This is a genomic window from Cerasibacillus sp. JNUCC 74 (assembly GCF_053667775.1).
In genome coordinates this window covers 2717385-2743879 of the sequence record NZ_CM132207.1, presented here as the reverse complement: position 1 = coordinate 2743879, position 26495 = coordinate 2717385, and the positions used below count along the sequence as shown (strand labels likewise).

The 26495-nt window shown below is 38.9% G+C and carries 20 protein-coding genes, 3 rRNA genes and 1 other annotated feature; of the genes, 14 read left to right on the top strand and 9 right to left on the bottom strand.

The window, feature by feature from the left end; translation table 11 throughout:
- Positions 1-230: 230 nt before the first annotated feature.
- On the bottom strand, positions 231-797 hold the full coding sequence (locus JNUCC74_RS12255) for a class I SAM-dependent methyltransferase (protein ID WP_077317653.1): 567 nt from the start codon (positions 795-797) through the stop codon (positions 231-233).
- Between the two features lie 109 nt (positions 798-906).
- Positions 907-1118 (top strand) — a binding site (T-box leader).
- 651 nt (positions 1119-1769) lie between these two features.
- Here JNUCC74_RS12255 and leuS point away from each other — a divergent pair.
- Positions 1770-4184 (top strand): leucine--tRNA ligase, encoded by a 2415-nt coding sequence (gene leuS, locus JNUCC74_RS12250; RefSeq protein WP_454065558.1) that lies wholly within the window; start codon positions 1770-1772, stop codon positions 4182-4184.
- A gap of 153 nt (positions 4185-4337) precedes the next feature.
- On the opposite strand, the gene JNUCC74_RS12245 is transcribed toward leuS, so the two are convergent.
- Positions 4338-5084, bottom strand: coding sequence for a hypothetical protein (locus tag JNUCC74_RS12245; RefSeq protein WP_454065557.1), 747 nt, complete (start codon positions 5082-5084; stop codon positions 4338-4340).
- A 607-nt stretch (positions 5085-5691) separates the two neighbouring features.
- Here JNUCC74_RS12245 and JNUCC74_RS12240 point away from each other — a divergent pair.
- The 4 genes from JNUCC74_RS12240 (at position 5692) to JNUCC74_RS12225 (ending at position 11467) form a co-directional block, all read left to right on the top strand.
- Positions 5692-7256 (top strand): 16S ribosomal RNA (locus JNUCC74_RS12240).
- A gap of 512 nt (positions 7257-7768) precedes the next feature.
- Positions 7769-10688 (top strand): 23S ribosomal RNA (locus JNUCC74_RS12235).
- Between the two features lie 146 nt (positions 10689-10834).
- Positions 10835-10950, top strand: a 5S ribosomal RNA gene (gene rrf / locus JNUCC74_RS12230).
- The 16S, 23S and 5S rRNA genes sit together here, the layout of an rRNA operon.
- 367 nt (positions 10951-11317) lie before the next feature.
- Positions 11318-11467: a hypothetical protein gene (locus tag JNUCC74_RS12225; protein ID WP_454065556.1), complete on the top strand. Its 150-nt coding sequence runs from the start codon at positions 11318-11320 to the stop codon at positions 11465-11467.
- 440 nt (positions 11468-11907) lie between these two features.
- Here JNUCC74_RS12225 and JNUCC74_RS12220 read toward each other — a convergent pair whose 3' ends face one another.
- From JNUCC74_RS12220 to JNUCC74_RS12210, 3 genes are all read right to left on the bottom strand, one after another.
- Entirely contained in the window at positions 11908-13089 is a 1182-nt protein-coding gene (locus tag JNUCC74_RS12220) for a dicarboxylate/amino acid:cation symporter (protein WP_454065555.1), read from the bottom strand.
- A gap of 148 nt (positions 13090-13237) precedes the next feature.
- Positions 13238-13435, bottom strand: a complete 198-nt coding sequence (locus tag JNUCC74_RS12215; RefSeq protein ID WP_077321408.1) for a hypothetical protein — start codon at positions 13433-13435, stop codon at positions 13238-13240.
- Between the two features lie 82 nt (positions 13436-13517).
- On the bottom strand, positions 13518-14783 hold the full coding sequence (locus tag JNUCC74_RS12210; RefSeq protein ID WP_454065554.1) for an NAD(P)/FAD-dependent oxidoreductase: 1266 nt from the start codon (positions 14781-14783) through the stop codon (positions 13518-13520).
- A 292-nt stretch (positions 14784-15075) separates the two neighbouring features.
- Here JNUCC74_RS12210 and JNUCC74_RS12205 point away from each other — a divergent pair, with 292 nt between their 5' ends.
- The 5 genes from JNUCC74_RS12205 (at position 15076) to JNUCC74_RS12185 (ending at position 19826) form a co-directional block, all read left to right on the top strand.
- A complete protein-coding gene (locus JNUCC74_RS12205) occupies positions 15076-16689 on the top strand; it encodes a putative polysaccharide biosynthesis protein (RefSeq protein WP_454065553.1) in 1614 nt (537 codons plus the stop codon).
- Between the two features lie 11 nt (positions 16690-16700).
- Positions 16701-17411, top strand: a complete 711-nt coding sequence (locus tag JNUCC74_RS12200; protein WP_454065552.1) for a pseudouridine synthase — start codon at positions 16701-16703, stop codon at positions 17409-17411.
- Positions 17412-17437: 26 nt separating this feature from the next.
- Complete coding sequence (gene thpR, locus JNUCC74_RS12195) at positions 17438-18022, top strand: RNA 2',3'-cyclic phosphodiesterase (protein WP_454065551.1); 585 nt, start codon at positions 17438-17440, stop codon at positions 18020-18022.
- Positions 18023-18110: 88 nt separating this feature from the next.
- Positions 18111-18932 (top strand): NERD domain-containing protein, encoded by an 822-nt coding sequence (locus tag JNUCC74_RS12190; protein ID WP_454065550.1) that lies wholly within the window; start codon positions 18111-18113, stop codon positions 18930-18932.
- A gap of 87 nt (positions 18933-19019) precedes the next feature.
- A complete protein-coding gene (locus JNUCC74_RS12185) occupies positions 19020-19826 on the top strand; it encodes a phosphotransferase (protein WP_454065549.1) in 807 nt (268 codons plus the stop codon).
- Here JNUCC74_RS12185 and JNUCC74_RS12180 read toward each other — a convergent pair.
- On the bottom strand, positions 19818-20105 hold the full coding sequence (locus JNUCC74_RS12180) for a YtzH-like family protein (RefSeq protein ID WP_077321403.1): 288 nt from the start codon (positions 20103-20105) through the stop codon (positions 19818-19820). The two genes, JNUCC74_RS12185 and JNUCC74_RS12180, sit on opposite strands and share 9 nt — an antisense overlap.
- A gap of 75 nt (positions 20106-20180) precedes the next feature.
- Here JNUCC74_RS12180 and trmB point away from each other — a divergent pair, with 75 nt between their 5' ends.
- Together trmB and JNUCC74_RS12170 are read left to right on the top strand one after the other, a co-directional pair.
- Positions 20181-20831, top strand: a complete 651-nt coding sequence (gene trmB / locus JNUCC74_RS12175; protein ID WP_454065548.1) for a tRNA (guanosine(46)-N7)-methyltransferase TrmB — start codon at positions 20181-20183, stop codon at positions 20829-20831.
- Between the two features lie 424 nt (positions 20832-21255).
- Complete coding sequence (locus JNUCC74_RS12170) at positions 21256-22098, top strand: YtnP family quorum-quenching lactonase (protein ID WP_454065547.1); 843 nt, start codon at positions 21256-21258, stop codon at positions 22096-22098.
- A gap of 163 nt (positions 22099-22261) precedes the next feature.
- On the opposite strand, the gene JNUCC74_RS12165 is transcribed toward JNUCC74_RS12170, so the two are convergent.
- Positions 22262-22576: a PepSY domain-containing protein gene (locus JNUCC74_RS12165; RefSeq protein ID WP_077321400.1), complete on the bottom strand. Its 315-nt coding sequence runs from the start codon at positions 22574-22576 to the stop codon at positions 22262-22264.
- 217 nt (positions 22577-22793) lie between these two features.
- Between JNUCC74_RS12165 and JNUCC74_RS12160 the strand changes: the two genes are divergently transcribed.
- Both JNUCC74_RS12160 and JNUCC74_RS12155 read left to right on the top strand, forming a co-directional pair.
- Positions 22794-23861 carry a M42 family metallopeptidase gene (locus tag JNUCC74_RS12160; protein ID WP_454065546.1) on the top strand — a complete coding sequence of 356 codons (1068 nt, stop codon included), beginning with the start codon at positions 22794-22796 and terminating at the stop codon, positions 23859-23861.
- A 116-nt stretch (positions 23862-23977) separates the two neighbouring features.
- Positions 23978-24481 carry a DUF84 family protein gene (locus JNUCC74_RS12155; RefSeq protein ID WP_454065545.1) on the top strand — a complete coding sequence of 168 codons (504 nt, stop codon included), beginning with the start codon at positions 23978-23980 and terminating at the stop codon, positions 24479-24481.
- A gap of 105 nt (positions 24482-24586) precedes the next feature.
- Here JNUCC74_RS12155 and JNUCC74_RS12150 read toward each other — a convergent pair whose 3' ends face one another.
- Together JNUCC74_RS12150 and JNUCC74_RS12145 are read right to left on the bottom strand one after the other, a co-directional pair.
- Positions 24587-25027 carry a YtoQ family protein gene (locus JNUCC74_RS12150; protein WP_077321397.1) on the bottom strand — a complete coding sequence of 147 codons (441 nt, stop codon included), beginning with the start codon at positions 25025-25027 and terminating at the stop codon, positions 24587-24589.
- Between the two features lie 453 nt (positions 25028-25480).
- Positions 25481-25705 (bottom strand): transposase, encoded by a 225-nt coding sequence (locus JNUCC74_RS12145; RefSeq protein WP_454065544.1) that lies wholly within the window; start codon positions 25703-25705, stop codon positions 25481-25483.
- Between the last annotated feature and the right edge of the window lie 790 nt (positions 25706-26495).

Below are 26495 nucleotides of genomic sequence, written 5' to 3'. Positions count from 1 at the left end.
ACTGTGCAAACTAGGTAAAATAAACCGTAAGTAGTGGATACAGGTTCGAGTGGAAAAACAGGAAGTGTCTCTTAAATGGAAAGACTGAAAACATACTTGTAAGTTTTTTGGACATTTTTTAAGAGAAAGTAAGGACTTAATTTAATTAGCTACTTACTATTTTAATCATACCAAATTGTCATGTTAGGTGATCATTCCAAATTATTCTTTCATTAATATACATACTTAGTCTAGGCTCTTTTTTGAATAGCTATAATGAATGGAGGATTGTTTTTTTGATTAATAAAGCCATATTGCAAGACATGGTATCGACGCTGATTTAACCTTATTACATGTTTTAAAATAGCCTTTTTTTCTTCTTTGCCGCCCTTATGTCCGTGATAAACAACTAAAACTATTATGCCATTTGGTTTTAGAAAGTGTAAAATGGTATCTATCGCTTTAATCGTTGATTCAGCTTTAGTAATAACTGTTTTATCACTTCTTGGTAAATAGCCGAGATTAAATACTGCTCCACCTAGTAATATGTCATTTGAAGGTAGATATTTTTTCAAATTTGCATGACTATCATGAATGACCGTGACATTCGTCTTCCCATTTTCTATTAACTTTTGTCGGGTTGCTTGGATAGCTTCTGTTTGGATGTCAAAAGCAAACACATGACCATTATCACCAACAACATTACTTAAAAAAAGGGTATCGTTCCCGTTTCCACAAGTTGCATCAATAACAGTTTCGTTTTTTTCAAGTGTAGCTTCCAATAAGTAGTGTGCGTAATGCAGAATTCCGTGTAACATGGTATACTCCTTTTCCATTGTGATTATGTCTTATTTTAGCAGATTGCGTAGTGGATTGTCTTGACAAAGCGATTCTAATTCATTAAAATTCGATATAATACCATATATGATAACGACAATACTAAGGAGTAGTAGTAAATCCATGCAAGAAAAGAGAGACAGTGGGTGGTGAAAACTGTCCTTGTATATTTATGAACTCGCCTTAGTCGTTACAGAGGTGATATGTAGCTTCTGTCGTCTTATCCACGTTACGGATATGAAGTGAATGCTAATGATGCATTAAGCTGGGTGGTACCGCGGGAAAAGCTTCTCGTCCCTTTTGTAGAGGGGTGGGTTGCTTTTTTTATTTTCTAGAAAACGACATCCGTTTTTATATGGCGATATCTTATTTAAAGTAGCTTTTAAAGATCGACTAGCAAACTTCGGTCTTTTTTCTATGAAAGTCAACATCCCCTTGAATCTAAAGGAAGGCCGACAAAAAAGGGCTTACTGCTTTAGGTGTCGGCATACCCCTGTTTTAGAGGCCTGTTTGGTTTATCCCGAATGTATGGAGCTCGTAATTTCTCTCATTTAAAAAATCTGCTTATTATTTTTCAAACTGATAAGAGAAACGGCTTTTAAATACCCGATTGGTTCAGGGGCCTTTAGGTCATACCCTTGCGATACCAGCATTCCTTGGGAAAACGTTTCATGAAATGAAGTTTCACTTTATCGCTTCAGAAGTTTTTCTGTTTGTACATCACTAACGGAGCTCTTTTCATGTTGGCAACAACAGAAGTTGCTTTAACGTTTGCAAATTTTTTAAGTTGTAGGAAAAAATTTCGATGTTGTGCAAAACTTGATAGTCTATACGTTACTACCTAGTTCCCTTTTTGACTTTGTCTCTGCTATGACTTATTTAGAAGGGGAATAAAAGATGAACTGCTATCAACGATAGTAATTATCGTCGTTATAATTAAAGGAGGAAGAAAAATGAGCTTTCATCATCAGCAAATTGAAAAGAAATGGCAACAGCATTGGCTGGAGAATAAAACATTTAAAACAAATACGTACTCCAATAAGAAAAAAATGTATGCTTTAGATATGTTTCCTTATCCATCTGGAGCTGGACTACATGTCGGACATCCGGAAGGTTATACTGCTACAGATATTATTTCCAGAATGAAACGAATGCAGGGATATGAAGTCCTGCACCCGATGGGATGGGATGCATTTGGTCTTCCGGCGGAACAATATGCGTTAGATACCGGAAATAGTCCGGAAGATTTTACGAAAAAGAATATAGCTGTTTTTAAACGGCAAATACAAGCACTTGGATTTTCGTATGATTGGGACAGAGAAATAAGTACGATGGATCCTAATTATTATAAATGGACCCAATGGATTTTTATTAAGTTATATGAACATGGGTTAGCTTATATGGATGAAGTTGCTGTGAACTGGTGTCCGGCATTAGGAACAGTACTTGCTAATGAAGAAGTGATTGACGGGAAAAGTGAGCGAGGCGGTCATCCTGTGATTCGCAAGCCAATGAAGCAGTGGATGCTACGAATAACCGCTTATGCAGATAGGTTATTAGAGGATTTAGAAGAATTAGATTGGCCAGAAAGCTTAAAAGAAATGCAACGAAATTGGATAGGGAGATCAGAAGGTGCCGAGGTTCGTTTTGCGATTGATTCCATAGATGAGGAATTTACAGTGTTTACAACAAGACCAGATACGCTGTTTGGCGCTACTTATGCAGTGTTAGCACCAGAGCATCCACTGGTTAAAAAAATTGTTACAGCTGAGCAGAAAGAAGCTGTAGATCAATATATTCATACGATTGAAACGAAGTCAGATCTTGAAAGAACTGATTTAGCTAAAGATAAAACCGGTGTCTTTACAGGTGCGTACGCGATAAACCCTGCTAATGGAGCAAAAATACCAATCTGGATTGCTGATTATGTATTAATGAGCTATGGAACAGGGGCAATTATGGCGGTTCCTGCACATGATGAACGAGATTATGAATTTGCTACTACCTTTGATTTGCCAATTGTTGAAGTAGTTTCTGGAGGAGATATCTCTAAAGAAGCGTATACGGGCGATGGAAAACTGGTTCATTCTGATTTCTTAAACGGCTTGAATAAAGATACTGCTATTACCCGTATGATCGAATGGTTAGAGGAAAACGGAAAAGGTACAAAAAAGGTAACATACCGACTTCGTGATTGGTTATTTGCACGTCAACGCTATTGGGGAGAACCAATTCCAATTATTCATTGGGAAGATGGAACAATGACTACTGTTCCAGAAGAAGAACTACCATTAAAACTACCTGAGATGGATAATATTAAGCCGTCGGGCACTGGTGAATCTCCATTAGCAAACTGTGAAGAATGGGTAAATGTAATAGATCCAAAAACAGGTAAAAAAGGTAGAAGAGAGACAAATACCATGCCTCAATGGGCGGGAAGCTGTTGGTATTATTTACGATATATTGATCCGAATAATCCAGATAAAATTGCTGACCCGAAGGCACTAGAAAAGTGGTTGCCGGTAGATCTTTACATTGGTGGTGCAGAGCACGCCGTTCTTCATTTATTATACGCACGCTTTTGGCACAAGTTCTTATATGACATTGGAGTTGTTTCAACAAAAGAACCGTTTATGAAATTATTTAATCAAGGAATGATTCTTGGAAAAGGCAATGAAAAAATGAGTAAGTCAAAAGGAAACGTCGTAAATCCAGATGATGTTTTGGAATCACACGGTGCAGATACACTACGGCTTTATGAAATGTTTATGGGGCCGCTAGATGCTTCCATTGCATGGTCGGAAAAAGGACTTGATGGGTCTAGACGCTTTTTAGATCGTGTGTGGCGTCTAATGGTGAATGAAAAAGGCGAGTTGTCCAATAAGATTGGAGAAGAAAATGATCATACTTTAGATAAGGTTTATCATGAAACTGTAAAAAAAGTAACTGAGGATTTTGATAACTTGCATTTTAATACAGCTATTTCACAAATGATGGTATTTATTAATGAATGTTATAAAGCAGAAAAACTTCCAAAATCCTATATGGAAGGTTTTATTAAATTACTTTCTCCAATTGCTCCGCATATTTCTGAGGAACTTTGGGAAATTATGGGTCATTCAAATACTATCACTTATGAACCATGGCCAACTTATGATGAAACGAAGCTTGTTGAAGATGAAATTGAAATAGTTGTGCAAATTATGGGGAAAGTTCGAGCTAAACTTCTTGTTTCTAAAGATATTACAAAAGAAGAATTAGAAAAAAAAGCGCTAGAGAATGAAAAGATAAAAGAGCTAACTGCTGGAAAAACAATTCGAAAAGTGATTGTTATCCCGGGTAAGTTAGTCAATGTTGTAGCAAATTAACTGCAATTCTGAGAGTGTAATCTGAAAAAACACAAGTGGAGAATAAATTCATTATTCTCCACTTGTGTTTTTATGATGTAAGTTAGGGTGAAAGAGGAAACGGAATAAATTCTTTTCTAAACTTACTTATTTTAGTCAGAAGCGATGAAGAGTTTAGGCAGGCAACCACTTTGTTTGCAAAATTATCCAATTGTGATTTTCAAAATACCATACTGTTTCAACTGTTCCTAATCTATCGGCGTGATAAGCACCGCTAATTTGTTGATAGCTCTTGAGTCCGTACCCTTTAGTCTCGTTTACTATCAATGGTTCAAAAAAAGCGATTGGGTCAATCATAACTGTTTTGTTTTTAGAAAGCAGTTCCCCTTGTTGATCATATATACCTAATCGCACATAATCTTGTGCTCGATTTTTTACGTCAATTATTATCGGTTTACTCGTAGCTGTCAGTTTTAATTCAATTTTAAAATTATCCTTAAATACACCACTTAAGTACGTTTGCTCAGGCAGTTCTATTTCTTGAACCGTATCATTTATAATTGTATTTAATTGGTAATTATAAAGACCGCCACTCCCTCCAGTAGCGCTTTGGTAGAAAATATCAGTTTTATTATCGTGATTAAGATCGATAAATTGTAAGGTTGGTTCGTATCCCCCAGGATAATAAATTTTCCACTTTTCTTTTTTCTGATTGGAAATTTCTGCCAATAGTTGCTGATAAAACTTTGAATCTGGAGAAAAAAGTACGCCTTTTAATTCAATTTTTTCATTATTTCCATCACTTGTTATGTCTGCTTCGTATGTTTCAATTAATATGGGCTTCACTTCAGTTGCTTGAACTTGAAGTGGAAACATTAGTAACAAAAAGAAGCTTAAATACATATAATTATTATGCTTCACTGGACATCACTCCATCACATTTGCTTTTAACTTAGCTTGTGTAGGAATAACATCAATTATCCGTCATTTATTTAGAGGTTTATCCGTTCTTTCTATATTTTAGAAATTATTAGATGCATGGAAAAAGCCATTAAACTAATTTTTTTGTGAGAATAGCTAAAATAATGTTGACTTTTTTATTTATAAACGTTATTATAGTTTTTGCTGTCATTGGTTATTGATTATTATTTTGTTTGATAATTTTACATTAAGAGTGTTGACAGCTTGTTTATTGGGTGATATAATAATAATCCGCGTTAGAGGAAAGGTAATTTCTAAACTGTAACGCGGCAAATAGATTGATTATAAATTTGACAAATTTAGTTTTAGTGTTTATAATCAATTGGTTGGTTTTATATATTTGCTCTTTGAAAACTGAACAAAACAACCAGTATGTCAAGAAAAGCAGTCTCTGTTTTTCTAAGAAATAACTCAAGAGAGATCTTGAGAGAAGCTAAGAAATAATGAAGAACGGTGTTTTTCATTACAAACTTTTTTGGCAAATAAGAAACCAGTTTCTTATTTGCACAAGTGCAACTTTACTTTTGCAAATACCAAAAGTGAGTTTTCTATGGAGAGTTTGATCTTGGCTCAGGACGAACGCTGGCGGCGTGCCTAATACATGCAAGTCGAGCGCGGGAAGCAAGTAGAACCCCTTCGGGGGTGACGCATGTGGAACGAGCGGCGGACGGGTGAGTAACACGTGGGCAACCTGCCTGTAAGACTGGGATAACTCCGGGAAACCGGGGCTAATACCGGATAATACGTTTTCTTGCATAAGGAGACGTTAAAAGGCGGCGCAAGCTGTCACTTACAGATGGGCCCGCGGCGCATTAGCTAGTTGGTGGGGTAAAAGCCTACCAAGGCGACGATGCGTAGCCGACCTGAGAGGGTGATCGGCCACACTGGGACTGAGACACGGCCCAGACTCCTACGGGAGGCAGCAGTAGGGAATCTTCCGCAATGGACGAAAGTCTGACGGAGCAACGCCGCGTGAGTGAAGAAGGTTTTCGGATCGTAAAACTCTGTTGTTAGGGAAGAACAAGTGCCGTTCAAATAGGGCGGCACCTTGACGGTACCTAACCAGAAAGCCCCGGCTAACTACGTGCCAGCAGCCGCGGTAATACGTAGGGGGCAAGCGTTGTCCGGAATTATTGGGCGTAAAGCGCGCGCAGGCGGTCTTTTAAGTCTGATGTGAAAGCCCACGGCTTAACCGTGGAGGGCCATTGGAAACTGGAGGACTTGAGTACAGAAGAGGAGAGTGGAATTCCACGTGTAGCGGTGAAATGCGTAGAGATGTGGAGGAACACCAGTGGCGAAGGCGACTCTCTGGTCTGTAACTGACGCTGAGGTGCGAAAGCGTGGGTAGCGAACAGGATTAGATACCCTGGTAGTCCACGCCGTAAACGATGAGTGCTAGGTGTTAGGGGGTTTCCGCCCCTTAGTGCTGCAGTTAACGCATTAAGCACTCCGCCTGGGGAGTACGGCCGCAAGGCTGAAACTCAAAAGAATTGACGGGGACCCGCACAAGCGGTGGAGCATGTGGTTTAATTCGAAGCAACGCGAAGAACCTTACCAGGTCTTGACATCCTCTGACGGCCCTAGAGATAGGGAGTTCCCTTCGGGGACAGAGTGACAGGTGGTGCATGGTTGTCGTCAGCTCGTGTCGTGAGATGTTGGGTTAAGTCCCGCAACGAGCGCAACCCTTGATCTTAGTTGCCAGCATTCAGTTGGGCACTCTAAGGTGACTGCCGGTGACAAACCGGAGGAAGGTGGGGATGACGTCAAATCATCATGCCCCTTATGACCTGGGCTACACACGTGCTACAATGGATGGAACAAAGGGCAGCGAAGCCGTGAGGCCAAGCAAATCCCACAAAACCATTCTCAGTTCGGATTGCAGGCTGCAACTCGCCTGCATGAAGCCGGAATCGCTAGTAATCGCGGATCAGCATGCCGCGGTGAATACGTTCCCGGGTCTTGTACACACCGCCCGTCACACCACGAGAGTTGGTAACACCCGAAGTCGGTGAGGTAACCGTAAGGAGCCAGCCGCCGAAGGTGGGACCAATGATTGGGGTGAAGTCGTAACAAGGTAGCCGTATCGGAAGGTGCGGCTGGATCACCTCCTTTCTAAGGAATAAGATAAAGCGTAAGCGTTCGTTTAGCGACGTATGAACTGGACGGAACCGAAGGAGATAAAGGAAACACGAAGAGCCGAGAGGCGAATCGATGTTGACTTATCGTACGGAGGGGAAGGAAGTTTCACTAGTCGCTGAACGCTGGAGCTGGAATAATAAAAAGCGAAAACGACGATAGACGTTTGAGCTGACTATACGGAAGACATACTAGGTTGTTTGGTTCAGTTTTGAGAGAGTAAATATTCTCTCTTTAAAGATGGTACCTTGAAAACTAAATAAGAGTAACAACGACATCAAACCAAAAGCTGAAGCGAATGCTTAGCGACATACGGGCTGGACTGAACCGTAGGAGATAAAGGAAACGCGAAGAGCCGAAAGGCGAATCGATGTTGACTTATCGTACGAAGGGGAAGGAAGTCAGGCAAGTCGCTATGAGCGGAAGCTAGATTAACCAAAAGCAATAAAGGCGAAAAAGCGTCTAGCTTATTTCACATAAAGCGAGTTAGTTAAGTGAATAAGGGCGCACGGTGGATGCCTTGGCACTAGGAGCCGAAGAAGGACGGGACTAACACCGATATGTCTCGGGGAGTCGTAAGTAGACGTTGATCCGGGAATTTCCGAATGGGGGAACCCACTGTTCGTAATGGAACAGTACCTCTATCTGAATACATAGGGTAGAGGAGGCAGACCCGGGGAACTGAAACATCTCAGTACCCGGAGGAAAGGAAAGCAAATGCGATTTCCCAAGTAGCGGCGAGCGAAACGGAACGAGCCCAAACCAGAAGGCTTGCCTTCTGGGGTTGTAGGACACTCCATAGGAGTTACCAAGAAGTTCTTTAGATGAAGCGATCTGGAAAGATCCGCCAAAGGAGGTAACAGCCCTGTAATCAAAAAGGAACTTCCTCCGGAGTGGATCCTGAGTACGGCGGAACACGAGAAATTCCGTCGGAATCCGGGAGGACCATCTCCCAAGGCTAAATACTCCCTAGTGACCGATAGTGAACCAGTACCGTGAGGGAAAGGTGAAAAGCACCCCGGGAGGGGAGTGAAAGAGAACCTGAAACCGTGTGCCTACAAGTAGTCGAAGCCCGTTAATGGGTGACGGCGTACCTTTTGTAGAATGGACCGGCGAGTTACGATCGTATGCAAGGTTAAGTGGAAGACACGGAGCCGCAGCGAAAGCGAGTCTGAATAGGGCGAACAGAGTATGCGGTCGTAGACCCGAAACCGTGTGATCTACCCATGTCCAGGGTGAAGGTCAGGTAACACTGACTGGAGGCCCGAACCCACGTATGTTGAAAAATGCGGGGATGAGGTGTGGGTAGGGGTGAAATGCCAATCGAACACGGAGATAGCTGGTTCTCTCCGAAATAGCTTTAGGGCTAGCCTCAAGGAAAGAGTACTGGAGGTAGAGCACTGATTGAACTAGGGGCCCTCATCGGGTTACCGAATTCAGTCAAACTCCGAATGCCAACTACTTATCCTTGGGAGTCAGACTATGGGTGATAAGGTTCATAGTCGAAAGGGAAACAGCCCAGACCGCCAGCTAAGGTCCCAAAGTATACGTTAAGTGGAAAAGGATGTGGAGTTGCATAGACAACCAGGATGTTGGCTTAGAAGCAGCCACCATTTAAAGAGTGCGTAATAGCTCACTGGTCGAGTGACTCTGCGCCGAAAATGTACCGGGGCTAAACGTATCACCGAAGCTGCGGATTGTTCTTCGGAACAATGGTAGGAGAGCGTTCAATGTGCAGTGAAGTCAGACCGTGAGGACTGGTGGAGCGCTTTGAAGTGAGAATGCCGGTATGAGTAGCGAAAAAAGAGTGAGAATCTCTTTCACCGAAAGCCTAAGGTTTCCTGAGGAAGGCTCGTCCTCTCAGGGTTAGTCGGGACCTAAGCCGAGGCCGAAAGGCGTAGGCGATGGACAACAGGTAGATATTCCTGTACCACCTCATGAGTGTTTGAGCGATGGGGGGACGCAGTAGGATAAGGAAAGCGCACGGATGGAAGCGTGCGCCCAAGCAGCAAGGGAGTCGGATAGGAAAATCCGTCCGATCATTCTAAGCTGTGACGGGGAGGGAAAATGAGTACCGAAGTTCCGGATTTCACACTGCCAAGAAAAGCCTCTAGTGAGCTCATAGGTGCCCGTACCGCAAACCGACACAGGTAGGCGAGGAGAGAATCCTAAGGTGAGCGGGAGAACTCTCGTTAAGGAACTCGGCAAAATGACCCCGTAACTTCGGGAGAAGGGGTGCTCCTTGTAGGAGGAGCCGCAGTGAATAGGCCCAAGCGACTGTTTAGCAAAAACACAGGTCTCTGCGAAGCCGAAAGGCGAAGTATAGGGGCTGACACCTGCCCGGTGCTGGAAGGTAAAGGGGAAGCGTTAGTACTTCGGTACGAAGCGTAGAACTGAAGCCCCAGTGAACGGCGGCCGTAACTATAACGGTCCTAAGGTAGCGAAATTCCTTGTCGGGTAAGTTCCGACCCGCACGAAAGGTGCAACGACTTGGGCACTGTCTCAACGAGAGACCCGGTGAAATTATACGATGCGTGAAGATGCGCATTACCCGCGACAGGACGGAAAGACCCCGTGGAGCTTTACTGTAGCCTGATATTGAATGTTTGTACAGCTTGTACAGGATAGGTGGGAGCCATCGAAGCGTGAGCGCCAGCTTACGTGGAGGCACCCGTGGGATACCACCCTGGCTGTATGAACCTTCTAACCCAGGGCCGTGATCCGGTCCGGAGACAGTGTCAGGCGGGCAGTTTGACTGGGGCGGTCGCCTCCCAAAAGGTAACGGAGGCGCCCAAAGGTTCCCTCAGAATGGTTGGAAATCATTCGCAGAGTGTAAAGGCAGAAGGGAGCTTGACTGCGAGACCTACAAGTCGAGCAGGGACGAAAGTCGGGCTTAGTGATCCGGTGGTTCCGCATGGAAGGGCCATCGCTCAACGGATAAAAGCTACCCCGGGGATAACAGGCTTATCTCCCCCAAGAGTTCACATCGACGGGGAGGTTTGGCACCTCGATGTCGGCTCATCGCATCCTGGGGCTGTAGTCGGTCCCAAGGGTTGGGCTGTTCGCCCATTAAAGCGGTACGCGAGCTGGGTTCAGAACGTCGTGAGACAGTTCGGTCCCTATCCGTCGTGGGCGTTGGAGGTTTGAGAGGAGCTGTCCTTAGTACGAGAGGACCGGGATGGACACACCGCTGGTGTACCAGTTGTTCCGCCAGGAGCACAGCTGGGTAGCTACGTGTGGCAGGGATAAGTGCTGAAAGCATCTAAGCATGAAGCCCCCCTCAAGATGAGACCTCCCATCACGTCAAGTGAGTAAGATCCCTCAAAGATGATGAGGTAGATAGGTTCGAGGTAGAAGCGTGGTGACACGTGAAGCTGACGAATACTAATCGATCGAGGACTTAACTAAATCTAATGGAAAGATAGTCGTTGAATGATCTCTTATTTAGTTTTTAAGGTATGATCCATATTTTTTGATAAAAAGTACTTGCTTTTTTTACGAAAACAATTATAATAAGGCTTGTGCCTATTTTTTAGAACAATATAAACATCATGTCTGGTAGCAATAGCGGAGAGGTCACACCTGTTTCCATACCGAACACAGAAGTTAAGCTCTCCAGCGCCGATGGTAGTTGGGGCTTTGCCCCTGCAAGAGTAGGACGCCGCCAGGCATACTAAGAAAAACTGACCTTTTTAAATGGTCAGTTTTTTTGTGTGACTGATACTGAATGTGGTGGTGTCTTTTATCTCGACAAGGTTTTATAAGCAAACAAAAAATATCTGCCTTTCCCCTTTTTTGATAACCTTGAGTTGCCAGACAAAAGGTAAAGGAGTACAACATTATTTTATAGAAGTCTGTACAGAATTTTCTCCCCCTTTAACCAGCAATCCACCATTTGTAATCGCTCATAGAACAGATGATGGAAATGCGTATATAAATGTTCCCTTTTTCTTCGTATAATTTTTACAGGTGGTTAAGATTCGCCTCTGTAATCCGCCTGGTTCGTTCCTTACAGAATAGGAATTATGAAGCATTAGATGAAGTGCCGTGAAGAAACGATGAAGCGAAGTAAAAAATTAATATGGAAATCGCTTTATAAGTTAAATGAAGACGAGAAAGAAAAGGCGGTCAAGCTGCTTTTTATAGATCCTCGCTTAGAAGAAGCCTACCAGTTAAAAATAAGCTAGATACATGGTTAAAAAAAGTAACAAAAACGTAAAATCAAGCTTGGAATCTTGTATGGAAGCTATGAAAAGCTCCAATTTGGAAACATTTCAGCGTATAAGGAACATTCCAATGCTCTGAAAAAAACAAATCGTACATTCGTTTATGTACCCATTTAATAATGGCTATATGGCAGAAGTAAATAATACCATAAAAGTGTTAATTCCTTTGGAATTAAAAGCTTTGAGTGAATGAAAAAGAAAATATTGTATTGTAGCAACAAGAGATAAAAAAATCATGCGAAATCAAAACAATTGGTGGAAGTTGCCACCACATTTGACAGGGCCCGTCTTTTATCTCGACAGGTATCTGTTTTATACCGATACCACCATTCAGGTTGAATAAATAAAGGTACCGACCTAAACCACTTGTTAGTAGTCTCTTGGGTCAGTCCCTTCATTCATTACAAAATACTTACTTCTTCTTTTGCGGTTCTTTTCCTTAACGTATCAGTAATTGAAGTAATAGCACCGTCTCCAGTTACATTACAAGCTGTACCAAGACTATCTTGTGCCAGATATAATGCAATCATAAGTGATACCATGGTAGCATCAAAGCCAAGCATGCTTTTCAATAGACCCACAGCAGCCATCACTGCACCTCCTGGTACACCAGGTGCGGCAACCATAGTGAATCCTAACATAATAATAAAGGGTAATATGGTACTAAATGATGCAGCATCTCCTTGTAAGAAGATTACAGCTAGTGCACAACTAACAATTGTGATAGTACTTCCAGAAAGATGGATATTCGCCAATAATGGTATTGTAAAGTCAGCAATGCTGCTTCGCACTTTTAGTTTTTTTGCATGTTTCAAGGTGACAGGGATAGTTGCAGCTGAAGACTGTGTCCCAAGCGCTGTGAAATATGCTGGTGCCATTGTTTGAATCATTTTGATAGGGTTTTGTTTACTTATCATACCAGCAAAGCTATATTGTAAAAATAAGTAGAGTAAATGCAGAACAATGATCATGACAAACACTTTAGCAAAAACCGATAAAATCGTGCTAACTTGACCAGCAGCAGTCATATTAGCAAAAATCCCGAAAATATGAAAAGGTAGTAATGGGATGATCACTTTTTCAATAACTAAATGAATGATATCACGAAAATCAAGTGATAATTTATAAAGTACATCTCCTTTAATCGCTGCGATTCCCAAACCAATTACAAACGAGAGTAATAATGCAGTCATCACTTCCATAGGGGGTGGCATTTCTATTTCAATAAACCCACTGCTTAATGCTTTGGAAGGATCGGAAAAAGATTGTAGAGATTGTTGGGTTAACAAGCTTGGGTAAAGCAATTTCGCTGATATAAATGCTATGATACCAGCAATAATAGTCGATGTATAAGCGATTACAGCAGTTAAGCCCAATAATTTACCTGCACCTTTACCTATTGATCCAATACCCGGAACAATAAAACCGATAATAATTAAAGGAATAATAAATCCTAAAAAACTACCAAAAATGTCATTAAAAGTAGCAAAAAAGCGAATAAACCAATTATTAACGAAAGAACCAATAGCAATACCTAGTATAATTGCTAAAAATATTCGAAATAATAAACCAAAGCTTTTCATATGGTATCCTCCCTTCAGGTATAATAACATCTATTTTACACAAATTTAATAAATTCGTCTAACATAATTAAAGATTTTTTGTAACAAACAGATGACAAAAAAATTACAAATTTAAAAAGCGCACCATTATCCGGTGCGCTTTATCTATTTAGCTCATACCATAAGGACCTAATTGCTGAGCCCCACCAGCATTAGCAGTATTAGAATTTGCCATTTGCGATACAAATGGAATCATCTTTTGCATGGTTTGTCCAAATTTTTGATTGTTCTTTGTCATCGTGTAAAACGTTGCTGCACCAACACCTACAGAAGCAATAAGCGGTAACCAAATTCCGTTTCTTTGCACAATAACCAACCCTTTCTCTGCCCTTATAGTGATAAATAGACATTATTTAGGTTGAACATCTTTTCAAAAAACATTCAAGGTATCAACTACCAGTAGAGGATTCAATAGCTGCATTTAAGCCTGCTATTCTCCCAGTAACGAATGCAGATGTAATGTTATAGCCACCGGTATATCCATGAATATCCAGAATTTCTCCACAGAAATATAAACGATCCATTAGCTTTGATTTCATTGTGTTTGGGACAATTTCTTTAATGGATACTCCACCACCAGTAACGAATGCCTTATCTAGTGGTAAAGAATCATGTACATGAAATATAAAATGTTTACAATGGTGTGAAAATTGATGGATAATCTGTTTTGAAATAGTGCCTGCTTTTTGTTCTTCATGAATATGGTGTCGCTGACATAAAAAAGTGATAAATCTCTCTGGGGCCCACCCCTTCAACAAATTTTTAAAGGTTTTTCTCGGATTTACATGTATTAAGTCGAGAAAATCCCTGATTAGTTCTTGTTCTGAAATATGAGAAAATAAATCAATGACCATTGGTACTGCTGTTTGTCCTTTCCGTAATTCCTTAACCACAAATTGAGAACAACGCAAAACAGCAGGACCGGAAACACCAAAATGAGTGAATATCATATCCATTTGATGAGTAATTATTTTCCTCCCATTTTTACTAAGTACAGATAATTTTATATCTCGTAACGATACTCCTTGAAGTGTTTTATTATTAATAAATGGTTCTTTAGAAATTAATGCAACTTCTGTAGGATAAAGGTCTGTCACGGTATGCCCGGCTTTTTTTGCCCAAGCATAGCCATCACCGGTTGAACCTGTATGGGGAACGGCCTTACCACCAACTGCAACAATAACAGATTTCGCTTGAATTTCATCACCATTTTGGAGGATAATTAAATGGTTAGGCTTTGCGAAATGAATTGTTTTAACGGGAGCATTTAAACGAATACTTATATGAAGTTCTTCCATACGGTTTAATAGGGCTTGAATTACTGTTTTAGACTGATTTGATACAGGGAACATTCTACCATGATCTTCCTCCTTAAGAGGGATATTTAGCTTTGTAAAGAACTCGATAATATCATAATTATTAAATATAGAAAAAGCGCTGTATAGGAACTTGCCATTTCCAGGGATGTGTTTAATTACCTCATCTTGAGGTAGTCGATTCGTTACATTACATCTACCTCCTCCTGAAATAGCCAGTTTTTTCCCTAGCTTATTTCCTTTTTCGATTAATAATGTATTAGCTCCGGATTCAGCCGCAGCAATCGCAGCCATTATACCAGAGGGACCGCCGCCGATAATAACAACATCATAAAACAATTTCCTTCATTCCTTTCCGTATGGTATCGTATCATGATCTTGATGGCATGACAATGCACTGGAATTTAACTCTATATATTTGAGTATGAAATTTGTACAGAAACTTTAAGGCCCTCTTGTATGAAAAAACATAGCAGGAGAATTCTCTTTTACGTTTTTTGTAAAAGATGTCGCCATAAATTGATTAGCATGAACGAAAAGTGTGATAAAATAGGTCATAAGCTAGATTGAATGTCTACTAAATACTATATAGAAGCTTTTTAACTAAATGTTGGTAAATGCAGGTGAAATAATGTCAAATATTGTACGTGGAACTATGTTATTAACTGGAGCATCTTTTCTCTCCAAATTTCTCGGAATGATTTATGTCATTCCATTTAATTCGTTAGTTGGTGCAACTGGTGGTACCTTGTTTGCATATGCTTATACACCCTATAATATTTTTATTAGCTTATCTACTGTAGGTGTACCGCTAGCTGTATCTAAATTTGTGGCAAAGTATAATGCTGTAGGAGATTATGAAACAGGGATGCGAATGTTCCGTACTGGCATGACGCTAATGATCGGAACAGGAGTATTAGCTTTCTTTGCAATGTTTTTTAGTGCGGATTGGTTGGCGGCACAAATGATTACAAGTCAAGATGCGAGAAGCATTACTTCTGCTGATGTGGCATTTGTAATTAAAATGGTCAGTTTTGCCCTTATTTTAATACCGGCGATGAGTATTGTAAGGGGATTTTTTCAAGGGCATCATTCCATGGGCCCTACAGCAATATCCCAAATTATGGAACAAATTGTCCGTATTGCATTTATATTAGGTGGATCATTTGTGATTGTTTCGGTATTAAAGGGTTCTGTAATAGCTGCAGTTGGATTTTCTACCTTTTCTGCATTTTTAGGGGCGGTCGCTTCTTGTTTTGTTTTATGGGTATACTGGCGTAAACGTCAGCCGTACATACATAGACAATTGCAACAGCAAATTTATACACATGATCTTCGCACACGCGACATGCTTGCTGAGTTGTTTCGTTATGCCGGTCCATTTATTTTAGTTGGTCTAGCTACACCTGTCTATCAATTGATTGATCAATTTACTTTTGAAAGAGCAATGGTAGCGAGTAATCAAGAAGATATTTGGGCATTTGCTTATTCAGCTATGAATTTTTATGGTCATAAGCTTGTAATTATTCCTGTTACACTTGCTACAGGTTTGTCGCTTGCGATTTTACCGGAGATGACAAAATCATTTACGCAGAAAAACAGCGTATTTTTAGAAAAACAGATTAACCAAGCGCTTCAAATAATTATGTTTCTTATCTTACCTGCTGCTGTAGGACTTTCTATTTTGTCGAAAGAAGCATATGGTACATTATTTGGGATAGATAATATCCAGATATCTGGTCAGTTACTTGCGTGGTATGCACCGGTAGCGCTTGTCTTTGGCTTGTTTACGGTGTCGTCATCTATTTTGCAAAGCATTAATCAACAACGCTTTGCTGTTATTAGTTTGTCTGCTGGAGTCTTAGTAAAATTACTGTTCAATATTCAACTTATTTATGTGTTTGGTGCTAAAGGAGCGATTTTTGGCACAGCTTTAGCAGCTGGAATAGCTGTGATATTAAACCTTTGGCGAATAAGCACAGCAATCCAATTTTCGTATAAGCAATTAATGAAACGAACGATCTTAATCGGTATATTTATTGCGATTATGTGCTTGATTATCATTTTACTTCGATTTTTGTTGTATCTGGTCGTACCAGAAGGCAGATTTGGCATGAGTATAGTTTTAACCGTATGTGTCGTTGCGGGTGGAATGGTTTATTTAGGCTTAGCCTATTATTCCACATTAATGGAAAGAGTATTAGGAAGGCGAATTGGCTTTTTAGATAAATTATTCCGACGATAGGAGCGAAATAAATGCGGCTTGATAAATTATTAGCCAATGCTGGAGTAGGTAGTCGCAAAGATGTAAAGACACTACTCAAGAAAGGCTATGTTACGGTGAATGGTGAAATAATAAAGAATGGAACAATGCATGTTGATGAGAATGCAGATGTTATAAAAGTAAATGAAACAGCTATTCACTATCAAAAATATGTATATATGATGATGCATAAACCTCCCGGAGTTATTTCAGCAACAGAGGATAAGCGGGAAAAAACAGTTATTGATCTTCTACCCTCTGATATAAAGAGATTTCGTCCATTTCCGGTTGGACGGCTCGATAAAGATACAGAAGGACTATTACTTATCACAAATAATGGCGAGTTAGCTCATCAATTATTATCGCCAAAAAAGCAAGTGGATAAGACTTATTATGCAAAGGTAAAGGGACTAGTAACAGAAGAAGATTGTAATTACTTTGCAAGAGGAGTCCGTTTGAATGACGGTTATATTACAAAACCCGCTTTATTAAGAATTATACAGCAAGGAGATGTATCCGAAGTTGAGATTGTTATTTCAGAAGGGAAGTTTCATCAAGTAAAACGAATGTTTCTAGCAATAGATAAAAAGGTAATTTATTTGAAACGTACAAAAATGGGAAAATTAAGCCTTGATAGCCAGCTGAATCTTGGAGAATACCGCGAACTTTCGGAGGATGAACTTGAATTATTAACCAAGTCGTAGTGAGAACGAAGACGGGAGGTTAAACGATGTCAAATTTTCCACATTATTTTATTGCTATTCCTTTACCAAAACGATTGCAACAATTTTTAGCGGACTGGCAATCTGAATTAAAAACTATTTTACCTTATAAACAGTGGACGAACATTCAAGATTTGCATATTACTTTAAAGTATTTAGGTCCTGTACCCGATATTAAATTGAAGGATCTAATAAAAAGGTTGCATGCTATTTCCTTTACCCCATTTCACATCCTAGTGGGCAGTATTGGCATGTTTGGCACTTCAGCAAAGCCTAGAGTCCTTTATGCTGCCGTTGAATTATCAGAAGCGTTAGCTGATTTGCAGCAACAAGTTGAATCCGTTGCAAGTCACGAAGGATTTGTGCCTGAACGACGTCCATATACTCCTCACATTACATTGGCAAAAAAATGGAACGGATCGAATTCGATGCCTGATGAAATAGAACATATTAAAAGGAACTTTACTGAACAAAAGCGTTTAGATGTAGATCAATTTTTAATTTATCGGATTTTTCCAAAGGAGTCTCCAACATATCGAATGGAAGCTATTATTACAGCAAAGGGAGGTGGAGGCACTGGCGCAATTAATTAAATTGCAGGATTATGTTTCGAGATATGAATGGAATGTATTTCGGTATCCAAGTCAATTCATCCGCTTAAAAAATGAGAATTGGAACAAATTGATAGCTCTTTGGGAAGAACGGGAAGATTTATCTGAAGTCAAAGTAAATGTGGAAACATCAGAAGAGCATCATCCACGCTGGAAGATTTGGAAACGAAAATCGAAATCAGTACATGATGAAGAAAACATAGAAGCTGATTTCTATGATCTTCCAGATACGAAAGAAGAATTAAAACGATATTTTCTTGATAAGCTATTGCAAATTCAACTAAAATGGGCAACTTCCACTGTCACAGATATTTCATTTGTAGATAAACAATGGGTGGAAGACCCGGAAATCAGGTATTTTTTACAACGTTTCCCTGATACGTATCTTTTTATGTATTATCCTGTTTTTAATATTAAAAAAGCTCCGATAGATGGTGAAATAATTTTAATTACACCAGTAGGTATTGAAATAATTAGCCAAATTAGAGCTGAAAAGGATGCAACTATTATAGCCCAGAATCAACGAACCTGGATAGTGAAAGAAAATGATGAAGAACGCAAAATGCTAAGTCCGCAAATTGCATTGAAGCGAACAGAACAAATTATTAAGAGCATATTAAATCACCATGAAGTACAGCTTCCGATTCAAAAAACGGTGCTTGCAAAAGAAAATCCAATTCATTTTCTAGAAGAACCTTACCAAACTAAACTTATTGGAATGCATCAATATGAATCTTGGTTTAGGCAAAGAAGAAATATTTCGTCACCACTTAAAAGTCATCAACTGAAGACAGCTGAAATATTGTTAAAACATTGTCAAACAACTTCCGTAAAAAGGCCAGAGTGGGAAGAAGAAAGGGACGAATTTGAATTTGTTTCTGATGAATTTTAATGGATCTAACATTGATATTTGTATTTTTGACTGGATATCGATAAAATATATTATTGAACGCTAAATTTTGAAAGATGTGAGGAATATATGTTGAACTGGCTGAAGCGAGTTCTAGGCAGTGATTGGGAAGTAGCTCCAGCAGGTGGATTAACTGGAGATGCTTACTTAGCAACGAAGGATAATCAGCGGCTATTTTTAAAAAGAAATTCTTCTCCATTTTTAGCTGTCCTGTCGGCTGAAAGGATCGTGCCAAAACTAATTTGGACAAAGCGAATGGAAAACGGCGATGTAATTACAGCACAGGAATGGCTTGAAGGTAGGGAATTAAAACCAGCAGAAATGCAGCATTTACGTGTTGCAGACTTGTTACGCAAAATTCATCAGTCGTCTGAATTACTATACATGCTAATGAGGTTGGGAAAAAAACCAATTACCTCGGATGATAGTTTTAGGATGATTAAGGAGCGCTTAACACAAACAGGCTTACAGCACGAACAGGTTAAAACTTCGTTAGATTATTTGGAAAAGCTGCTCCCTATTACAAGAAAACAAAAATTAGTAGTGTGTCACGGGGATTTAAATCATAATAATTTACTTTTGACGGATGAAGGTCATTTATATCTTATCGATTGGGATAATGCGTTGATAGCTGATCCGGTTATTGATTATGGCATGATCTTAAATTGGTATATTCCAAAAGAAAACTGGAAGGAATGGCTAAATAGTTATGGTATTGCTGAAGATGATCATTTAATAGGCCGGATGTATTGGTATTTATTGATTGATACACTATATTATTTGTGCTGGCATAAAGAACGTGAAGAAAATAGTAAATTTGTCGAACGTTTAACTAATCTTCATGATTTAAATAACCAAATCAAGGTCTTAATTTAGATTGGTCTGATGAATTGCTTCCACCCATGTTGCCAATTGTTGGTTATTAGCTGTAATATGCGCTTCAATGTTTGATGAAGACTCACCATCTTTACCATATGCATATATTTCAGGGAGCAATTGTTGTAATTGCTGGTCGGTTAAGTCATTATTTTGCATCAATGACTTAACTAGTCTTGTAATTTGCTCGTACTCGGCTACATTGCCGCAACAATCGTTCCGCTGTTCATCTAATAAATCCATAAGTAAGGTTAGTTGATGGTTTATGTTTAATGTCATTAGAATCACCTCTAATCTTAGTATCGTTCATCATTTAAATTCTATACCTTCGTAACAGAAAGAGAGGATTCGAAATTGCGTCAACGTAATAAACCGTGGGCGGATGAATTTTTACGTCATCATACAAATATAGTTATTCCCAATCCTGAAAAAAATCGTAATTGCTGGCATGCGCTTTTTGGCAATAAAGCGCCAATCCACTTGGAGATTGGTACGGGAAAAGGTCAATTTATTGTAGAAATGGCTAAGCAATACCCACATATCAATTTTATTGGACTCGAAGTTGCTAAAAATATTATTGTGACAGCAGCACAAAAAGTCATTGATTCAGGATTACCTAATATTCGATTGTTGAATGAAGATGCTAATCGCTTACCAGAATTTTTTGCGAGAAATGAATTGTCTGTTATTTATTTGAATTTTTCAGATCCCTGGCCAAAAAAACGTCACGAAAAACGGAGGTTAACGTATTTTACATTTTTAGAAAAATATAAAAATGTGTTACATCCAAACGGTGAAATCATTGTTAAAACAGATAATATGGGATTATTTGAATATTCATTAGTAAGTTTTTCTAAAAACGGAATGGAGTTGGAGGAAGTCAACTTAGATCTCCACGGTCTGGATGATCCGACGAATTGTATAACAGAATATGAGGAGAAGTTCGCTGCTAAGGGTCAGCCTATATACCGCTGTCGTGTAAAATTAAAAAAATGCAGTGAATGAAAACAGCCGAGCGAAATGGTAAACATTGCTCGGCTATTTTCATTTAGCCAATTATAAAACTTGTTCATGGTCGATAATTTTTATATTACATTTACCCATATCTTTTCCGGCGTGTAGCACTTTGAAAGTAGCTTCACTCACCTTGGCGTTAGCGGCCTCCTCATTGGAGTTTTACTGCTTGTCGTGGCTGAATGTTTATGGCTAGATTTGCTTCTGCGTTCAAGCTATAGCAGGTTTTGATTCTTTTTCTTTTAATCGGTCAAATTTATACAACTATTTTGTTGCCATGCCTACATTTTAAAATGATTTGTTTTATATATAGCCATATCTATGTTTATTTGAGACATTAGAGGAGTTTTGATAAACTAATACTATTAAAATTTATCAAAATTGAAAATGTTTTAAAAACAGATGGGGGAAAATGATGGAACATCTTAACGTAGGGAGAGCGAAATTAACATGGTTACGGGGTGGCGTTACTTTCTTAGATGGCGGTGCAATGTTTGGAGTAGTACCAAAAGTATTATGGGAGAAGAAATACCCAGTAAATGAAAAAAATCAAATAGAATTAAGAACAGATCCAATTTTAATGCAGCTAGATGGGAAGAATTATTTAATTGATAGTGGTATAGGAAAAGGGAAGCTCACGCAAAAGCAGTTACGAAATTTTGGTGTTTCAGAAGAGACACAAATAGAAGAATCTCTTGCTCTGCTCGGATTATCGACAAACGATATTGATATAATTTTAATGACTCATCTTCATTTCGATCATGCTTGCGGTTTAACAAAACAGGTGGGCAATAATTTTGAGCCAGTATTTGAGCGGGCAATTATTTATACATCGTCGATTGAATGGTATGAGATGAGAAATCCAAATATTCGATCAGTAAACACTTATTGGCATAACAACTGGAAACCAATTGTTGATCGAGTTAAAACATTTACAGATAAAATAGAAATTACAAAGGGTTTAAAAATGATCCATACAGGTGGTCATAGTGATGGGCATAGCCTAATTTTATTTGAAGATGGTGACGACCACTTCATTCATATGGCAGATATTATGCCCACTCATGCACATCAAAACAAATTGTGGGTTTTAGCATACGATGATTATCCCGTAACTTCTGTACATCAAAAGGAAAAGTGGATGCAGTACGGTTTTAAAAAACAGGCATGGTATACGTTTTATCATGACGCTTATTATCGAGCAATTAAATGGAATCGACATGGTGAAGTTATGAATACAGTAAAGCGGGAACATTAAATATGACTTTGGGAAACTTCATTATTCAAAGTGACTCGGTTTGACGAATTTGCTAGGGAAATGATTCAGATAGATTATGATATAGTAGGATAAAATAAGGATGGCAACATGAATAAAGCCTAAGTTAAGCTGCTCATTCCAAACAGCTTAACTTAGGGAGCAGTTATGCTGTTTGAACAGAATCAATCACAGCTCCGGTGTCCACATCCACATAGAATTCATATTGCTTATTTTCCCCATCAAGATTACGTGTTACTCCTCCACGATAGGCATTATAAAGCAAACCATTTTTTTCTACTTCTTGGGGCTGCATATAGATCCATGAACCGCTAATCGGCCCCTGTTTCTTAAAGGTTTCTTTCGCTTGTTTTAACGCTTTCTCAGGGGTGATTTTTTTCACTTGATCTAGTTGCTGCTTAGCAAAGTAGCCAACTGCTATTCCGACTCCTAATGCAAGAACTGTCTTTTTCATACCCATTTTCATTCACCTCTTGCTTTCAATTTAAATCATGCGATTATTTCTATGTTCTTACAAGATAGTATATCGTATTCGTAAAAAAATAGAAAATAAAAAAGTTTTCATAAGGTATATACAACTCATGTTAAATGTTATAGAAATGAGATAACTGGAAATTATTTGATTGATTCCGTTATAATTAATGTATTACATATAAGTCGAAGGTGGAGATTACAATATGAATCAAGAAACGTTATCGCTTTTTCAACAATTAACGGAGCTACAAGGTGCTCCAGGGGATGAAAAGCGTGTTCGTACTTTTATGAAGCAAGAACTTGCAAAGTATGCAGATGAGATCATTCAGGACAATTTAGGTGGCGTATTTGGGGTGAAACAGGGAACAGGTCCAAGAGTAATGGTAGCAGGTCATATGGATGAAGTAGGATTCATGGTTACCAAAATTACTAAAAATGGGATGATTCGCTTTCAACCATTGGGTGGTTGGTGGAATCAAGTATTACTTGCACAACGAGTGCAAATTATGACTGATAATGGGCCGGTTATAGGAGTTATAGGCTCTATTCCACCTCATAACTTGACAGAAGAACAAAGAAAGAAACCAATGGAAATAAAGAATATGCTTATTGATATTGGTGCAGACGATAAAGAAGATGCGGAACGGATTGGTATTAGACCAGGTCAATCCATTGTTCCTCTAACACCTTTTACACCGATGGCAAATAAGAAGAAAATTATGGCTAAGGCTTGGGATAACCGCTATGGTTGCGGTTTAGCTATTGAGCTTTTAAAAGAATTACAAGATGTGACTTTGCCAAACCAATTATTTTCTGGAGCAACGGTTCAGGAGGAAGTTGGCTTAAGAGGAGCACAAGTAGCTGCAAATAAAATTAAACCAGATGTCTTCTTTGCATTGGACGCTTCTCCTGCAAATGATGCTGCGGGTAAAAAGGACGAATTCGGTCATCTAGGTAAAGGTGCTTTGTTACGTATCTTTGACCGCTCCATGATTACACATCAAGGGATGAAAAATTTCATTTTGGACATTGCAGAAAGCAATCATATTCCATACCAATATTTTGTTTCACAAGGCGGTACGGACGCAGGGCGTGTTCATTTAACAAATAGTGGAGTTCCTTCTGCTGTTGTAGGTATTTGTTCCCGTTACATTCATACCTCTGCTTCCATTATTCATGTAGATGATTATGCGGCTGCAAAGGAATTATTAATTCAACTTGTAAAAATGCTCAATGAAACAACATTAAAGCAAATTCAGCGCTCTGTGTAATTAGATGTTACATCCAATTCAGTAAAATACTTTTTTCAATGGAGATCCGAATGTGCTGAAAGTCTGTCATTAAAAGTAAATTAGTTAGAAGTAATATCTCAAAAGGAAGTTAGTATATGAATATAATTATTGGTTCATTAAATCCAGCAAAAGTAAAAGCAGTACAGGAAGTATTTCCTGAAGCTTCCATTTCTCAACTAGATGCAGATTCAGGTGTCTCGCGACAACCATTCTCTGATGAAGAAACGAAAAGGGGAGCAATTAATCGTGCATTAGCCTGTATGAATATCACGCCATCACCAATTGCAATCGGATTAGAAGGAGGAGTAATGTTCATTGGTAACCAGTTATTTTTATGTAATTGGGGTGCCTTAGTAACTCCTGAACAAAAGGTTTATGCGGCTAGTGGAGCACGTATTCTTCTTCCTTTAGAAATTACGGAACAATTGCTTCAAGGTAAAGAACTTGGTGATATAATGGATAATTATGTCAAGCGGTATCTAGTACGAAAAAAGGAAGGAGCAGTCGGCATTTTTACGAATGAACGTATTACAAGGCAAAAGATGTTTGCACACGTAGTTGAATTGTTACGAGGACAATGGGAGTATGAAAATCGCTGAGTCGTATTTTGTTTATAGTGTGGCTTAAAGTGAGAGAAGTAATTTCGCCAACTGGTTACTAAAAAATGGCCTGTAGTATTCGGATACTACAGGCTTTTACATGTATTACTCATAAATATACTGAATAACATCTAATGCTTGCTCTATCGTTTCCACTGTAACATTTGCTTTTTCAGATAATTCTTTCAAGGGATGAATAAGTGATTCAGGACGGATAATAATAGTCGGTTTATTTAATGCAATAGCTTGGCTTGTATCCATAGCAGTATTCCACTGTTTATAACTTTCTCCAAATAAGGCGATTACAATATCTGCTTTTTCCAATAACACTTGTGTTCTAAAATTATTGATTTTAGAAGCGGTTTCATCTTTATACAACGAATTTGGCTGTTTTCCTAAAATCGCTTCCCCAACATTATCAGAACGTTCATGATCCGTCTGCGGAGAAACAAAATGTAAAGGCAGCTTCCTTTCCTCTGCTAATCGCTTTACTTCATCGCGCCAGTTGTCATGAATTTGACCAGCCAAATAAACAGTTAATTCCATTTCAGCCCCTCCAGTTAACTTTTACTTACATCTTATCGTAAAACAAAAAAGGAGGTTTGCAAAGTATTATCTTTTTTTCTGTTTATGAACTAAACCGAATTTATAACTGTTTCTTTAGGTAGATATCTTTTTTGAAAGTAGTTTCATTGTCTAGCTTCCGGTCTCAAGCGCTTGCGCGTTATTCGTAAGAAAGAACACGGAAACTAAACAGTCAGCTGGTTGTGCATGTTCAGGCGAATACTAATGGCTTTGGCGCGGACGAACGACTGAGCCTCCTCATGGAAAACCACAACTGCGGGGTCTCGGGTAGCTCGTTTTTCCGGAAGCAGTCTCGCGGTATTCACCTTTTATTTATTTGCAAAAACTTATCCGAGGGGGAGAGCATTCATCTGAAAGACAGCTGTCAATAATGCCCGCTCGTATTTCTTTAAAGCGCATACGACAATACCATAGTCATAGCCCATGCAGTTCTTTTGAATCCGCTAAGCTACGTTCCATTTTTTCTTTTCTTATCCGATAGAGCCATTTCCCTTCATTCGATAGCCTGTTCATACGATCTTGTTCTTTTGATTTTTCCCGTATATGGAGGGGAATAGGGTTTTGAGAAATTCTATTTTGTGTACATTTCTCAAGTAGTAGACACGCTCTGCATAATTTCCGACCTTTTATTTCTGCCAAATCTATATTATAACAATTTAATGCGGTAAATAATTAGAGCAAATAAACGTAAAAGGTCTGTCGAGACTTTCTCGACTAAGCAGTATGAGTTAAAGTCGTTTTAATTCATTGTCATTCATAGTATGATAGATCATGAAATAGCTTAGCTCTTCATGGCGATAAATCAGGCTACCTAAAGAACTGCTCGGCGTTTTTTTGTACTATAGGAAAGTATAAAATTTTTAAGTTTTATCCCGCATGTAAGGTGCCGTACTTTCCTCAATTCTAAAATCTATTATGCATTGTGAACATAAAAGAAAAACGGCACCTAAATGCCCGATTGGTTCAAGGGCCTTTAGGTCATACCCTTGTGGTACTAACATTCCGTGTAAAAAGCATTCCACGGAATGAAGTTTCACTTTATCGTATAAGAAAAACGATCGCTTTCGCCATAAAGACTTGGTGACAAGCCAAGTTTTTCTAATGTATGGTAATATAAAAACTTGAATTAGTCGTTTTTGGAGCGAATACTGTAAAAGTGTTTGTAACTGTAAAGATCATATAGGTGAAAAGGAAAAATGAAGTAGCAAAAAAACGTTTGCAAATAGTGCCTAAAAATAAGATGAAAAACAACCTCTTTTTCAAAAAAGATGAACAAGCATCTGGTGTTCTATAACAAAATAAAGGTTCATTAGCAATTTAAAGTATCAAGCTGTAGAACAGAAAAAAGCACTAAATGTCATGTTGGCTAATTTTATAAAAGAAGGACTAGTCTTATGGAATGCAAGATTTTATCGGAAGTGTTAAAGTA

Coding starts and splice junctions, on each gene's coding strand:
- JNUCC74_RS12255 (WP_077317653.1), bottom strand. CDS start 797: ATGTTACACGGAATTCTGCATTACGCACACTACTTATTGGAAGCTACA.
- leuS (WP_454065558.1), top strand. CDS start 1,770: ATGAGCTTTCATCATCAGCAAATTGAAAAGAAATGGCAACAGCATTGG.
- JNUCC74_RS12225 (WP_454065556.1), top strand. CDS start 11,318: ATGAAGTGCCGTGAAGAAACGATGAAGCGAAGTAAAAAATTAATATGG.
- JNUCC74_RS12220 (WP_454065555.1), bottom strand. CDS start 13,089: ATGAAAAGCTTTGGTTTATTATTTCGAATATTTTTAGCAATTATACTA.
- JNUCC74_RS12205 (WP_454065553.1), top strand. CDS start 15,076: ATGTCAAATATTGTACGTGGAACTATGTTATTAACTGGAGCATCTTTT.
- JNUCC74_RS12200 (WP_454065552.1), top strand. CDS start 16,701: ATGCGGCTTGATAAATTATTAGCCAATGCTGGAGTAGGTAGTCGCAAA.
- thpR (WP_454065551.1), top strand. CDS start 17,438: ATGTCAAATTTTCCACATTATTTTATTGCTATTCCTTTACCAAAACGA.
- JNUCC74_RS12185 (WP_454065549.1), top strand. CDS start 19,020: ATGTTGAACTGGCTGAAGCGAGTTCTAGGCAGTGATTGGGAAGTAGCT.
- JNUCC74_RS12180 (WP_077321403.1), bottom strand. CDS start 20,105: ATGACATTAAACATAAACCATCAACTAACCTTACTTATGGATTTATTA.
- JNUCC74_RS12170 (WP_454065547.1), top strand. CDS start 21,256: ATGGAACATCTTAACGTAGGGAGAGCGAAATTAACATGGTTACGGGGT.
- JNUCC74_RS12165 (WP_077321400.1), bottom strand. CDS start 22,576: ATGGGTATGAAAAAGACAGTTCTTGCATTAGGAGTCGGAATAGCAGTT.
- JNUCC74_RS12160 (WP_454065546.1), top strand. CDS start 22,794: ATGAATCAAGAAACGTTATCGCTTTTTCAACAATTAACGGAGCTACAA.
- JNUCC74_RS12155 (WP_454065545.1), top strand. CDS start 23,978: ATGAATATAATTATTGGTTCATTAAATCCAGCAAAAGTAAAAGCAGTA.
- JNUCC74_RS12150 (WP_077321397.1), bottom strand. CDS start 25,027: ATGGAATTAACTGTTTATTTGGCTGGTCAAATTCATGACAACTGGCGC.